The organism is Shewanella sedimentimangrovi, assembly GCF_017354965.1.
GTDB lineage: Bacteria > Pseudomonadota > Gammaproteobacteria > Enterobacterales > Shewanellaceae > Shewanella > Shewanella cyperi.
In genome coordinates, this window is sequence record NZ_CP071502.1 from 3,831,728 (window position 1) to 3,845,516 (window position 13,789).

15 protein-coding genes are annotated in these 13,789 nt (G+C 55.4%); 11 read left to right on the forward strand and 4 right to left on the reverse strand.

Going from position 1 to position 13,789, the window contains the following annotated elements:
• Nucleotides 1-161 precede the first annotated feature (161 nt).
• Nucleotides 162-2,780, forward strand: coding sequence for a diguanylate cyclase domain-containing protein (locus JYB85_RS17055; protein ID WP_207380235.1), 2,619 nt, complete (start codon nt 162-164; stop codon nt 2,778-2,780).
• Nucleotides 2,781-2,783: 3 nt separating this feature from the next.
• Here the strand turns inward: JYB85_RS17055 and rep are convergent, their stop codons facing one another.
• Both rep and JYB85_RS17065 read right to left on the reverse strand, forming a co-directional pair.
• Nucleotides 2,784-4,796 carry a DNA helicase Rep gene (gene rep / locus JYB85_RS17060; RefSeq protein WP_207380236.1) on the reverse strand — a complete coding sequence of 671 codons (2,013 nt, stop codon included), beginning with the start codon at nt 4,794-4,796 and terminating at the stop codon, nt 2,784-2,786.
• 168 nt (nt 4,797-4,964) lie between these two features.
• On the reverse strand, nt 4,965-5,276 hold the full coding sequence (locus JYB85_RS17065) for a hypothetical protein (protein WP_207380237.1): 312 nt from the start codon (nt 5,274-5,276) through the stop codon (nt 4,965-4,967).
• A 196-nt stretch (nt 5,277-5,472) separates the two neighbouring features.
• On the opposite strand from JYB85_RS17065, the gene ubiK reads away from it, so the two are divergent.
• The 10 genes from ubiK (at nt 5,473) to JYB85_RS17115 (ending at nt 11,700) form a co-directional block, all read left to right on the forward strand.
• Entirely contained in the window at nt 5,473-5,724 is a 252-nt protein-coding gene (gene ubiK / locus JYB85_RS17070; protein ID WP_207323277.1) for a ubiquinone biosynthesis accessory factor UbiK, read from the forward strand.
• Between the two features lie 149 nt (nt 5,725-5,873).
• A complete protein-coding gene (locus JYB85_RS17075) occupies nt 5,874-6,278 on the forward strand; it encodes a GFA family protein (RefSeq protein WP_207380238.1) in 405 nt (134 codons plus the stop codon).
• 218 nt (nt 6,279-6,496) lie between these two features.
• Complete coding sequence (locus tag JYB85_RS17080) at nt 6,497-7,003, forward strand: hypothetical protein (protein ID WP_207380239.1); 507 nt, start codon at nt 6,497-6,499, stop codon at nt 7,001-7,003.
• 804 nt (nt 7,004-7,807) lie between these two features.
• Nucleotides 7,808-8,626, forward strand: coding sequence for a DUF6602 domain-containing protein (locus JYB85_RS17085; protein WP_207380240.1), 819 nt, complete (start codon nt 7,808-7,810; stop codon nt 8,624-8,626).
• A gap of 137 nt (nt 8,627-8,763) precedes the next feature.
• Nucleotides 8,764-8,901 (forward strand): hypothetical protein, encoded by a 138-nt coding sequence (locus JYB85_RS17090; protein WP_207380241.1) that lies wholly within the window; start codon nt 8,764-8,766, stop codon nt 8,899-8,901.
• A gap of 3 nt (nt 8,902-8,904) precedes the next feature.
• Entirely contained in the window at nt 8,905-9,381 is a 477-nt protein-coding gene (locus tag JYB85_RS17095) for a hypothetical protein (protein ID WP_207380242.1), read from the forward strand.
• Nucleotides 9,371-10,216 carry a PhzF family phenazine biosynthesis protein gene (locus tag JYB85_RS17100; protein WP_207380243.1) on the forward strand — a complete coding sequence of 282 codons (846 nt, stop codon included), beginning with the start codon at nt 9,371-9,373 and terminating at the stop codon, nt 10,214-10,216. Before JYB85_RS17095 ends, JYB85_RS17100 begins: the two co-directional genes overlap by 11 nt.
• Before the next feature lie 143 nt (nt 10,217-10,359).
• Nucleotides 10,360-10,563 carry a hypothetical protein gene (locus JYB85_RS17105; protein WP_207380244.1) on the forward strand — a complete coding sequence of 68 codons (204 nt, stop codon included), beginning with the start codon at nt 10,360-10,362 and terminating at the stop codon, nt 10,561-10,563.
• Between the two features lie 119 nt (nt 10,564-10,682).
• The gene (locus JYB85_RS17110; RefSeq protein ID WP_207380245.1) at nt 10,683-11,225 is read left to right on the forward strand and encodes a DUF4256 domain-containing protein; all 543 of its coding nucleotides are present in this window, start codon (nt 10,683-10,685) and stop codon (nt 11,223-11,225) included.
• 169 nt (nt 11,226-11,394) lie between these two features.
• Complete coding sequence (locus tag JYB85_RS17115) at nt 11,395-11,700, forward strand: panthothenate synthetase (protein WP_207380246.1); 306 nt, start codon at nt 11,395-11,397, stop codon at nt 11,698-11,700.
• A 57-nt stretch (nt 11,701-11,757) separates the two neighbouring features.
• On the opposite strand, the gene JYB85_RS17120 is transcribed toward JYB85_RS17115, so the two are convergent.
• Nucleotides 11,758-12,477: a substrate-binding periplasmic protein gene (locus JYB85_RS17120; protein WP_207380247.1), complete on the reverse strand. Its 720-nt coding sequence runs from the start codon at nt 12,475-12,477 to the stop codon at nt 11,758-11,760.
• A 68-nt stretch (nt 12,478-12,545) separates the two neighbouring features.
• Entirely contained in the window at nt 12,546-13,676 is a 1,131-nt protein-coding gene (locus tag JYB85_RS17125; protein WP_207380248.1) for a pyridoxal-phosphate-dependent aminotransferase family protein, read from the reverse strand.
• Nucleotides 13,677-13,789 lie beyond the last annotated feature (113 nt).

The following is a 13,789-nucleotide window of genomic DNA, read 5'->3' on the forward strand; positions in this document are numbered from 1 at the left end:
CCGTTTGCTCAAGTTTTGAGTCAACCGCTGTAAAAAACAACGCCGTACAAAGGGAATATCCCCTTGGCACATACGGTATTTCATGTTAATTCTACTCTTTGGTCCTGGGACTAGGCCGTTCCCAGATAGAAAAATACCATAACAACAAATCGGCGAGCGCTATGTTCAGGGATAATGGATTTAAGGATGAAACCTGTCCCCTGCCTGGGGAAGAGGTGCACAGACTCCTGAAAAGGGTCGAACGCCTGCGCAGATTGGCGGGCAAATACAAGCGTGCAGAAATCATACGCGATGCGCTGTTGGAAATTTCCAATATTTCCACCGAGGTCAGTACTCCGGAAGATTTCTATTCCGGGGTACACAATCACATCCGGCAACTGATCGCTGCCGACAACTTCTTTATCGCCACCTTCAATGCTCTCAGCGGCCAACTGGAAATCCCTTTCTTCGCCGATGAGAAAGACCCCCATCCCGCCGTCAGTTACCCCAATGGGCAGCTCCATGGCGTGCTGATGCGGGGGCTCACCGGTTACGTATTCCGCACCGGCAAAGCGTTGCTGTGCAATGCCACCACCTTTGCCGAGCTTATCGACGCGGGAGAAATCGTCAGCCTGGGTTCCGATTGCAATCAGTGGTTGGGTGTACCCATACGCCATAACGAAGTGACCACGGGTGTGATAGTGGTGCAAAGCTATGACGGCGCGACCCTCTATGGCGAGACCGAGCTGGAGCTGATGGAATTCATCAGCCACCATATCGCTGGGGTCATGGAGCGTCTCAAGCATCAGGAGCAACTGGAACAAGCCATAGAGCAACGCACCCGGGAGCTGAGCCTGGCCTACGACCGGCTTAAACAGGAAGTGTATGAGCGGCGCCGGGCGGAGCGCTTACAGAAATCCCTCTATGAAATCGCCGAACTGGCGGCCAGCGGTCTGGAGCAGCAGGACTTTTACGTGCGTCTGCATGCTATCATCAGCCACCTGTTACCGGCCAATAACTGTTATATCGCCTTGGTCAGCGACGAGGAGCAGAGATCGCTGCATTTCCCCTTCTATATGTCGCAAATCGATGCCGATGTGCCGCCGCCCCGGCCCTTGACCGATGGACTCACCGAATATCTGCTCAAACATGGGCGCCCACTGCTATTGAACAGTGACGATATCCGCGCCCTGGAACAGGCAGGTGACATCTATGCCCAAGCGCCAGAACTGAACAAGACCCAGAGCATGCACCAGTGGATAGGTGTGCCCCTGTATATCCAGGATCAGGTCCGCGGTGCCCTGACCATCTACAGCCTCAGCGCCAACCAGAATTACCAGCTCAGGGATCTCGAGTTGCTGACCTTTGTGTCCCAACACATAGGCACGGCCATCGAACGTAAGCTCAATGCCGAATCCTTGCAGCGCAGCTATGAACAGTTGGAAGAAAAGGTCGAGGCCCGTACCCGGGCACTGGCGGCGGTCAATCAGGATCTGCAGCAGGAGATCCTGCGCCGCAAGCAGATAGAGCAGCAACTGATCCACGATGCCCATCACGATGCCCTGACGGGCCTGCCCAACAGGTCGATGTTTATGGAACGCCTGGCCCAGGCGGTCAAGCATGTGCGCCGCCACGGCAAAGACCAATTCGCCCTGCTGTTTATCGATCTCGACCGCTTCAAATTGATTAACGATACCTTGGGCCATCTGCAGGGGGATCGTTTCCTGATAGAAACCGCCAGCCGTCTCAAAACCTGTATCCGCGACAATGACACCCTGGGACGCCTGGGCGGTGATGAGTTCGTGATCCTGCTCGACGCCATTAACCACGCACAGGACGCAGAAGAAGTAAGTGAACGCATACTCTCGGAGCTCAGTCGCCCGTTTTTGCTCGGTAATCAGGAGTTCCAGTCAGGCGCCAGCATAGGCATAGCCATCAGCAATCAGCAGCGAATAGCCACGGCTGAATCCCTGCTGCGGGATGCCGATGCGGCCATGTATCAGGCCAAGTCCCGTGGCAAGGGCTGCTATGTGAAGTTCGATGACAAGGCCCGTGAGGCCCTGACCCACGAGTTGGAGTTGGAAAACGAACTGCGCCAGGCCATGGGCTCCAACGCGCTGCAACTGCAGTTCAGCCCCGTCAGCAGCAATGCAGATGAGGCTGCCTCGGCACTGGCCCTGTCATTGACCTGGGAGCACAGGGATTTTGGTCATATGGGCGCCAACGAGCTGAGAAAGCTGGCGCGTTGCTGCAACCTGGAACTGGAACTGGACAAGCACCTGATTGCCAATTTAAGTCAACACGCGGCCGCGCTGGAACTGCCCTGCCACCTGCAACTGGCCAGCGGTCACCTTAAACACAAACACGCGCTGCGCAGCCTGAAGAACAGTCTCAAAACCCTGCCGCTAAGCAAGCTGGACCTGTGGTTGTTTTTTGATGAGAAGGCCATGGTCCAGGATACCAAAAACCACATCAGTGGCCTGACCTTGCTGCACAAACTGGGGGTCAAACTGGGGCTTTCCGGCTTTGGGACCGGCGTCAGCCCGCTTAACAACCTGACGCTGCTGCCCGTCTCCAGCCTGAAGTTGGCCGAGTCTTTGGGCCAGAGTGGAGGTAATCCGGAGCAGGAGCGGCTGCTGCAAGCCATGGTCGCGGCAGCCAATGCCCTGGGTCTGACGCTGATCGCCAGCGGCGTGGAGGATGCCAGACGCTGGCACAGGCTGCAGAAATTGGGGATCGTTCTTGGCCAGGGCAAGCTGTTCGGCACGCACCCCGAGGGCAGGATCCCGAACTGCGCCTGAGCGCTATTTCTTCAGCATGGCCCGCAGGTTGGCGATATTGCTCTTGCCCGTTTCCTGACGCTGCTCGGCGCTTTGGGGCGGTTTGCGGTGTTCCCACAGCAAATCGTCCTGGGGCAGCTCGTCGAGGAAGCGGCTGGGTTCACAGCGCATGGTTTCACCAAACTGGCGCCGTTCCCGGCACAGGGTAAACCAGAGTTCGCGCTGGGCCCGGGTGATGCCCACATAGGCCAGACGCCGCTCCTCCTCGACGTTGTCCTCATCTATGCTGGTCTGGTGCGGCAGAATGCGCTCCTCCGTTCCCACCATAAACACATAGGGAAACTCCAGGCCCTTGGAGGCATGCAGGGTCATCAACTGTACCTGATCGCCGCCCTCTTCCTCGTTGTTGCGCTCCATCATGTCCCTCAGGGTCAGACGGGTCACCACCTCGGGCAGGGTCATGGGCTGGTCGAGATCGTCGCCCTGTAGCATTTCGGTCACCCAGCGGTACAGCTCGGAGATGTTTTTCATCCGCATCTCGGCCGCCTTGGCACTGGGGCTGGTCTCGTACAGGTAATCTTCGTAGTTGATCTTGCGGATCAATTGCTTGATCGCGTCCACCCCTTCACCGCGCTCGGCAATTTCCCCTGTGTCGACGATAAAGCGGCCGAACTCATACAGGGTCGCCATAGCCGTCGCCCCCAGATGGTGGTTGAGGTCTGGCTCAAAAATGGCGGCAAACATGGAAATATGCTTTTCGTTGGCAAAGTTGCCGAGCCGCTCCAGGGTCGCCGGACCAATACCGCGCTTGGGCAGGTTGATGATCCGCAGCAGCGCATTATCGTCATCGGGATTCACCACCAGCCGCAGGTAGGCCATGATGTCCTTGATCTCCGCCCGGGCGAAGAAGGAGGTGCCACCGCTGAGCTTATAGGGGATACGGTTGGTCATCAGCGCCCGCTCCAACAAGCGTGACTGATGGTTACCGCGGTAGAGAATGGCGTAATCACCAAACTGGGTGCGGCCGACAAACTTGTGGCGCACTATCTCCGCTACCACCCGCTCGGCCTCCTGCTCCTCGTTGGCGGCGATCAACACCCGCATGGGCTCGCCGTAGGGCAGCTCGGAAAACAGCGCCTTGTCGTACACGTGTGGATTGTTGGCAATCAGTATGTTGGCGGCCCGCAAGATGCGCTGGCTGGAGCGGTAGTTTTGCTCCAGCTTGATAAGCTTGAGGCTCGGGAAATCCTTGCCCAGCAACACCAGGTTCTGCGGTTTGGCACCGCGCCAGGAATAGATGGACTGGTCGTCGTCACCCACCACGGTAAAGCGCGCCCGTTCACCCACCAGCAGCTTCACCAACTCGTACTGGCTGGTGTTGGTGTCCTGGTATTCGTCCACCAACAGGTACTGGATGCGCGCCTGCCAGCGACTGCGCACCTCGGCATTGTGGCGCAGCAACAGGGTTGGCAGCAGGATCAGGTCGTCGAAATCGAGGGCATTGTAGGCCTTCATATGCTGGGCATAACGCTGGTACAAGAGGGCAAACAGCTGCTCCCGTTCGTCCCTGGCCAGCTTGCGGGCCTGCTCGGGGATCACCAGCGCCCCTTTCCAGTTGGAAATGGCGGTCGCCAGCAGCTTGAGCAGATCCTTGTCCTCCTGCAATTCCTTTTCGGTCAGTTCCTTAAGCAGCGCCAGGGTGTCCTGATCGTCAAACAGGGAAAAACCGGCCTTGAGCCCCACCACCTTGTGCTCGCGCTTGATGATCTCCAATCCCAGGGTATGGAAGGTGGAAATCCACAGCCCCCGGGCCTCCTTGCGTCCCATGGACTGGGCCACCCGCTCCTTCATCTCCCGTGCCGCCTTGTTGGTAAAGGTCACGGCGGCAATATTGCGCGCCTGGTAACCGCATTTCTGCACCAGGTAGGCAATCTTGTTGATGATTACCCGCGTCTTGCCACTGCCTGCTCCCGCCAGTACCAGGCAGGGACCAGAGACATAATGAACGGCATCGTTTTGAGCGGGGTTGAGCTTCATGGGTGTTGGGGATCTCGGCAACCAATATCAAAGGCCGGGATCATAACAGACCGGGCGCCGCAGAGGCGATAGCAAGAGCGAAAGGAAACCGCAGAGTGAAGGGCAATACAGGAACAAAAGAAACCACAGCCCCGCCCGCTGGCGGGACTGACATCAGCGGGTCAGCCGCTAACCGGCTGCCAATTCGTATATCTTGCCTGCGCCCTGCCAGCCATTGTCCTTGGCGGCCTGCACCAGATAATCCAGCCCCAAACGACAGGCGGCCGGCATTTCGGCCTCATGGGCGTCGATATGACACTGGAAACTCTGGCTGACTTCGTCCCAGGCCACAGAGACCACGGGTTCGCTGGCGCCATTGGCCTGTGCCAGACGCAAACCGATAAAGGGCACAAAGGGCAGGCTCATCTGCTTCGACAGAAAGGCTGCGGTTTTACCGTCGAAACTTCTTATGGTTAATGAAAAATGTACCTGGTAATCCATATCCTTATCCTCCGGCTAATTTCCTTGGCTACTCCTCTTTGAACAATAGACCAAGGGCTGTCGCAGCGACTTGATCCAGGTCGAAAATTTGCACAAATTGCCTCTGACTACCGTCCCGGAAGCAAGCCCGGCGGTTTGTTTTGACTCAGGCTCCTGAGTTACAATCCGGTAATAGAAGACAAAGGTGGAACACGTGATGATCAACCCGAAAAAAATCGAAGAACTGGCCAAGCAATTGAGCGATAACTTGCCGGCCGGGCTGAAGCAATTTGCCGGTGAGTTCGAAGAACGCAGCAAGCAGGTATTGCAAAATCAGCTGCTTAAGCTGGATCTTGTCTCCCGGGAAGAGTTTGAGGTCCAGCAGCACGTACTGCTGCGTACCCGCGAGAAACTCGAAGCCCTGCAGGCCCAGGTCAACGAACTGGAAAAGCGCCTCTCAGGTGAATAATCCTCAGGCCGGCCCAAGGGCCGGCCCTGTTTTTTCCGGCTCGGACCAGCCGTTTTTGGTTACATTTCTCCCCTTTCAATGACGTCACTCTGTGTTAGTTTTGGCAAATTCGTTGCCTATATTCGGCCCAACCAGAACAAGGAATTGCCATGAAAGGAAGTTGCCTTTGCAAACGGGTGAGTTACAAGATCCAGCGTTTTTCTCCCCATCTGTCCCACTGTCACTGCTCCATGTGCCGCAAGTTCCACGGCGCCGCCTTCGCCACCTATGGCACGGTATTGCAGCAGGACATTCAATTCCATGTGCTTGAAGACGCCCTGAAAACCTTCCGCTCCTCCGAGATAGCCCAGCGCGGCTTTTGCCAACATTGCGGTTCCAGCCTGTTTTACCAATTCCTCGATGGCCGTGGCACTTTCGATATCGCCCTCGGCACCCTGGATGAGGAGCCCAACCTGCCGGTTGAGGCGCATATTTTCTACGGCAGCAAACCCCAATGGTCCGGCGAATTTGCCGACGCCCTGCCCAAGTATGACAAGGAACACGATCTCCCCTGAGTGGGCCACTTTCGGGCAAAAGTGAGCTTGCCGCCGCCAAGGCGGCGATTTCTTCCCAAGAGGAATTTCAATTCCGGATGCGGGTCGGCACCGAAAACGGCACGCCTGAAAAAGCTGGACAAATTTTCGTAAAACATTAACTATCATCAATTTTTTGATTCAACGGTTTAAGAACAATGCCTGTAAAAATGGAACTAACGCCTGCATCCGGGAAAAAGATGCGCATCCTCAAGACCGCTGTCGCCGGCCTTTTTGTCCTGGCCACAAACAGCTACGCCGAAGAGAATTCAACTAACTCTGCGACCCAAGCCACACTGCTGCAAGCCCTGGAAGGAAAGTGGATCATGGTGGGTGATGTGATGGGCAAGCCGGTGCAATATGACATGGAGGCCTTTGCCACGCTGCAGGGCACCTTCACCGAAATGCACATGAACGATGTGCAGGTACCCTCTGAGTATGAGGCCCGTGTATTCATCAGCGTCGATAAGGAAGGCAAGGTCATAGCCCACTGGCTCGACAGCTTCGGCGGCAAGTATTCTGTGCCCCATGGCACGGGGCAGGTAACCGGCAACAGCCTGGTATTCCATATCCCCTACACCACCGGAGTATTCCGTGACACCCTGGTCTACGACCAGGCACATGACAGCTGGAAACTGACCATTGAGGGCCAGGAGAAAGACGGTACTTGGGACCACTTCGCCAAGTACGAGATCACACGCAAGTAGATCAGCAGTGGTGCAACACCGCCGGAATTGCCAGATGGCGCCAGCACCAGTGGAATGCCAATGCGGAACTGTTGCACCGGTTCCCCCCTTCGGAGCCGCCGAGGGTGTTGGGCAAGAAACGGCAACAACCGAGGCCGGACGCCGAGGTAGCGACAGTCGAGCATGGAGGCGAGTCTGTCGCGTTGGCCGTTTCGCCCATAAACCCGAGGAGCTTTCGGCTCCGGTCGGGGGTCTCTGGGGGATTGGACAAGGGGGCAAGTCGACACTGCCCCCTTTCCTCGGGTGTGGGGTGAAGCCCCACGACTTTGTGCCGCTAGCACAGCGGCTATCTTTCGCTTTGCGACAACATCAACCTCTTGTTGCTACCAATCACCTGCGGTGCGCTTTCGCACTGCCTCTCCAGTGACACGCCGTGAATCCGTCCATGGAGGCTCAGCGGCGACATCCATGTCGCCAATGGCCACTGGTGCGGCAGTGCTTGATTAAAGGTGTTCCACTCTGGCAAAAGTGTTGCCGGTGAAAATAGAAAAAAAGTACATCGATTTATCACTTGCCCAACGATGGTAATCTCTGACAAGATGCTGATTAAATGAAATAAAAATAGGCTCTGGGGCGAAGCACACCACTTCAGCCCGAGCCAGATAAGAGTAGGTTTGAAATCCGCGAAGGGTATTTTTATCAATTGTCGTATTCAGAAGTGAATACAAAAACTTAGCAATGCGTGTTTATAGCCGTTCAGTAACCTAAATGCGCAAACATACTATACATCTGTTAGCGCTCTCGTACGGCTCAATGGGTTATGTAATGGCACTATATCAAAACTATGCGAAAGAACTACTGAGTAAACTTGGTAGGCTAAATGAACTAATAAAGCATGCACCCTCAATAGGTACATTTCATGAAAGCATTATTTCAAACTACTTGAAGAATTTTTTACCACAAAGGTTTTCTGTCAAAACAGGATTCATTTTTAATCCATCATCAAAAGATATTAGTCCGCAGATAGATATAATTGTAGTCGACGAGAACGTCCCATCTGCGTATTTGTTTAAAGATCTAGATTTTGTTGTTGTTTCGCCATATTCCGTCGTATGTGCAATTGAAATTAAAACTAATTTCAATAAAGGTAGCTTTATTGATATTTGCGACAAATCAAATTTATATACAAAGGTCAATCCATACCCAATAAATAACTTTATCGCTCTATGTTTTAAAACTACGACTACTAACGAAAATACCGTTGGCGGGTGGTACTCATCTGTAAAGATCGAAGATGAATGGTTAAATTATCCCAGCGAGATATTCATTTTAGATTACTGTTACTTCAAGTCAGCGCCCAATATTCACTCGACACCATCCGGTGTACTCCGCATAGTTTGCAATGAAAATAGCGGAGTCGATAGAGAAGAAGCGTTGTTAACCAGTTTTCTTTTTACAGTTTTGAAGTTTTGCGAGTTGAAAGATGGAAAACATAGAGAAGATACAATTCAAACTGTTTTCCAAGGAGACTACGATAATCTCTTTCTTATGAAACATGAGTGTTTTAAATATGGTGTTGGTAAATTAGACCTATTGGAGTATAAGCTCGCAAATGGAGAGATCATATACAAACGTAACATTTAATGATGTTAACAAGTGTCTGTATTTTCGCAACTAGCGCTTTTTCTGTGCTCAAGCCTGTTCAAAACTCAATATCCAAAATGCTGAGTTAGAGGCACAATCATCAGGCTAATGCTAGGAAAATTAAGCAAGGATTCCCCATGCAAGAAGTCTTCATCAGAGTCGCCAACAGCGAGAATGCAGCCGCGATTGCGCTGCTGAGCAATGAGCTGGGTTACCCGGCCTCGGCGGAGGCGATACGGGAGTGGTTGGCAAGACTGCTCAACAGCAGGACCTGACGTATGAACTGGTATGCCTTTGCCGTGGGGATAATCACGGCCATGCTTATCATAGGGCACTTCAAACGAACCGGTCTGGAACGCGGCCGCCTTGCCTATCCCCTGCTGCTGGCCTCCTTCCCCTGTTACTATTTTGCCTTTGCCCTCTATGGCCGGGATCTGTCCGCCTTGGGCCTGGAGCTGCTCACCAGCCTGGTGTTTCTGGCATTGGTCTGGTGGGCAATCCGCGCCAGCCGCAGACTGGCAGCGAGCCTGATTGCGCTTGGCTGCCTACTGCACGGCGGCTACGATGCCTTGCACCAATTCCTGTTTCTGAATCCGGGAACACCAGCTTGGTGGCCGGAGTTTTGCGGTGCCGTCGATATGATTCTCGGTGGCTATCTTATTTATTTGGCCATTAGCGCACCCGCCCTTAAGGCTGCACAAACAGGGCATGGGGCCCTTTTACCCTCAAACGGAGAACGGGATAGTGAAATGTGAACTGGTGGACGTATTTGCCAAGGAAAAACTTCAGGGTAACGGCCTGACCATATTCTCCGACTGTGATGCCTTAACAACAGAGGAGATGCAGGCCTGGACCAGGGAGATGCGCCAGTTCGAGTCCATTTTCCTGCAGCTCAGGAAGGATGGGTTCCATGTGCGGATTTTTACCGTCGAGGAAGAGCTGGACTTTGCCGGTCATCCCCTGCTGGGGCTCGCCTTGCATCTGCATCAGCAATACGGCACAACCCATGCCCACGAGTGGCTGGTGCATACCAAAAGCCGCCCCATCCACCTCAGCAGCCGCCTTGAGGGCAATGAATTTATCGCCACCATGGATCAGGGCAAGCCCGAGTACCTGTGCACCTTATCGGACGCGGAATCCGAACCTCTTTACGCCGCACTCAGCCTGTCGCCACCCGGCAATCCGGCACTGCGGGCAGAAGTCATCTCCACCGGCTTGCCCTATGTCATTTTGCCGGTTGAATCCGGGCTGGATAAGGTCAGCTTCCAGGTCCGGGATCTCACGCCGCTGCTTGCCCCCCTGGGCGCCAAGTTTCTTTACCTGCTGGATGTGGTAAATCTGGAGGGCCGCACCTGGGATAACCAAGGTCTGGCCGAGGACGTGGCGACCGGCAGTGCCGCCGGTCCAGTGGCCACCTATTTGCACCGGCAGGGGCGGCTTGATACGCCAGACCTCGTCATCAAACAGGGGCGCTTTTTAGGACGCCCCAGTGAAATCAAGGTGCGGCTAGAACTCAGTGGCCCGGACATAGCGACCATCCTGGTCAGCGCCAAGGTGGTCAAGGTCGCCGATATCCAGCTGCTGAGCTAGGGCTGAAAGGAAGTCCCTTCCAAGCCGGGCGGGAAGCCCCCCAGGTATTGGGCCAGCTCAGTCCCGACTGTAGCCGCGGATAACTTTCGCCATCATGACTTTTTCGGCCCCCTCGGGAAAGGCAAAGGCGTTGGGAAACACCTGTGGCATGGCTTGCCACGGGTGTGCTTCTATGGCGGCACCTGCCCCATACCTTGCTGGCAGGGGATCTCGCCCGGGGTACCCTGGTGGATTGGGGCCGTTTGCCGGGACGACCGGTGGATATGCGGGCCCTGCAGGATTTTCTCGGCGAGCAGTCTACGCCGGCGCTCCAGACCGCCGCCCTATGCGGGCGGCAATCGGCTTGACTCACAACAGGGTATTTTTGAATATTGGCAACCTGGCTGAATTTCAAACAAGCAGCAATTCACCTCCAACCGTAAAAGCAGCCAGTAACTATCAGTAAATGGCAACAGGGAGCAAAGACATGGATGCCACACACCAAGCACTGATCCAAACCCTCAAGACCCGCTTCGAGCAACATCCCCAACGCCATCCGGATATCGACTGGATGCGGGTGCAGGACAGGTTGGAGACCTGTCCGGACAAGCTTGACGCCCTGCTCGCCATGGAACAGAGCGGCGGCGAGCCCGATGTTATCGGCTTTGATGCAACCCGCTTTGAGTTCATCTTTTGTGATTGTGCGCCGGAAAGCCCCACGGGCAGGCGCAGCCTCTGTTACGACGCCAAAGCGCTGGAAGCGCGCAAGCAAAACAAGCCCGCCGGCAGCGCCGTGGCCATGGCCGCCGCCATGGGCATTGAGCTGTTAACCGAGGCCCAGTACCAGGAGTTACAGACCCTGGGAGAGTTCGATCTGAAAACCTCCAGCTGGCTGGCGACCCCCGCAAACATTCGCGATCGCGGTGGTGCCATCTTCGGCGATCGCCGCTTTGGCCGGGTGTTTGTCTACCACAACGGCGCCGAGTCCTATTACTCTGCCCGCGGTTTTCGGGGCCGTCTGTTGGTCTGAACCTGGCAGAAGATTTTGAGCAACTGGGATTGAATTTCCCGCCGCAACTGGACAAAGCCGCCTTGGACTACAACTGTTAAGAGACTGAACCGCGCCGGTATTGAGCAATTGCCAGCGCATTTTTGTTCCCTGTGACCCGCTCAGGGTCGCTGACAATTGGAGTCCCGCGATGAAAATGTTGCTTACCGTCGAGTTTCCCCATGAGCCCTTCAACACCCTGGTACGCACGGGTCAGGTGGGTGAGTTGATCGGCAATATCATGGACAGTATCAAGCCCGAGGCGGCCTACTTTACCGAGCAGAATGGCTTCCGCTGCGGCGTGTTTGTGGTGGAAGTGGCCGAGCCTTGGTCGGTACCCGCCATTGCCGAGCCCTTTTTTCTCAACTTCAAGGCCAACTGCCAGTTTCGCATCCTGATGACGCCGGATGATTTACAGCGCGCCGGTCTGGCAGAACTGGGGCGTCGTTGGGGTTGAGCGCCCGACTGAAAAAAATGAAAGCCGGGCATCTGCCCGGCTTTTCCGCATGCTGATTTAGTTTAAAAACTGCTTCACCAAGCGGTCGTATTCGCCGTTTTTGCGAATTTCCGCCAGGCCACGGTTAAAGGCATCACGCACCACTGAGTTGTGAAACATTACCAGGTATGGAGCTCTCGGAAATACCTCGTGAAATTGCAACGGCTGGGTACTGTCGATATCCGGGCCGACGAACTTGTTGTTGGCAAGGAACACATACTTGTCCGCCACGGCCACATCAATGCGCCCCAGATACAGCATGCGATTTTGCAGCTCCTGGGGTTCCACCTCACGGTAGATGGTCTTGTTGCTCAGGCGCTGGAACTTCTCACCCAGCATGTACTGGGCGCCTTCATAGGCCACCAGGCTGTAGCCCTGCAATTGATTGAGTTCACTGAACTTGAGTTGCCGTGATGCCAGGGTCACGGCAACGTCCTGGTAATAGATGTAGTAATCGGAAGGATAACCTGAGAGACCGGCAGCGGCATTGACCGACATGGCCGCCTCAATCCTGTCTTTCATGTAGTAAAGTTGCAGCCGCTTCTGGGAATAGAATTTGAATCTGGCATCAAACCCCGAAGCCTTGAGCGCCGCCCGCACTATCTCCAGCTCCAATCCCGACTCACTGTCTTCGAGTATGTAGGGGGGGCGGTTAAGGGCGCTGCCAATCACCACTTCGGTGGCAGCATGCCCGGACAGCGTCACCAACAAGGCGCAGACGCAAACAATAAAGCGCATAGTAACCCTTCGAAATATCGTTGTTTTTACTATAAACGCTGACATCAGAAGGGGGCAAATCCTCACCCCTATCTCAGCACTTCCTCCATAGCCTTTAGGCACAGTGCCACATTTTCCCGTCGGGCGCCATAGCCCATCAAGCCGATGCGCCAAGCCTTGCCCGCCAAAGCCCCCAAACCGGCACCTATCTCCAGATTATAGTTTTGTAACAGACGGTTACGTACCGCAGCATCCTCTACGCCTGTTGGGATATAAACCGCATTCAGCTGCGGCAGCCTATGGGCCTCATCCACCACAAACTCGAGCCCCAGGCGTTCCAGCCCTGCCCTGAGCTCCTGATGCATGGCGGCATGGCGCTGCCAGGCATTTTCCAGGCCCTCATTGGCCAGCAGCCGCAGCGATTCGTGCAGGGCATAAAGGGCATTGACCGGTGCCGTGTGATGGTAGGCCCGTTTGCCGGCACCACTCCAATAGCCCATCACCAGGGTCTGATCGAGAAACCAGCTTTGCACCTCAGTGCCACGGGCCTTGAGCTTGGCCACTGCCCGTGGCCCGAAGGATACCGGCGACAGACCGGGGACACAGGAGAGACACTTCTGACTGCCGGAATAGATGGCGTCTATGCCCCAATCATCGACCCTGAGCTCGACGCCACCGAGGGAGGTGACCGCATCCACTATCGACAGGCAATCATGTTCCCGCGCCAGACGGCACAGGGTTTGGGCATCGGACAGGGCACCTGTGCTGGTTTCGGCATGAACAAAGGCCAGGAAGCGGGCATCGGGATGTTCCTTCAGCGCCGCTTCCACCACGGCGGGATCCACCGGCTTGCCCCAGTCAAAATCCAGCACCACGGCCTCGCCCCGGCAACGCACCACGTTCTGGCGCATACGTTCGCCAAAGACCCCGTTGCGGCAGACTATGACCTTGTCTCCGGGTTCCACCAGGTTGACGAAACAGGTCTCCATGCCGGCGCTGCCGGGGGCGGACACCGCCAGTGTCATCTCGTTTTGGGTCTGGAAAGCGTATTGCAGCAGGGCCTTGAGCTCATCCATCATGGCCACAAACAGGGGATCCAGGTGACCGACCGTGGGACGGGCCTGGGCCAGCAGCACCTCGGGATACACATCGGAAGGCCCCGGGCCCATCAAGGTCCGACGCGGTGGGGTGAAGGGCGAAACTTGGGGTGCGGCTATCATGGGCTCTCCTTATGCTGCTTATGCAAACTGGGCCAAAAGTGCAAACTGTGCCAAAAGTGCAAACTGTGCCAAAAGTGCAATCTGGGCCAAAAGTGCAATCTGGGCCAAAGTGC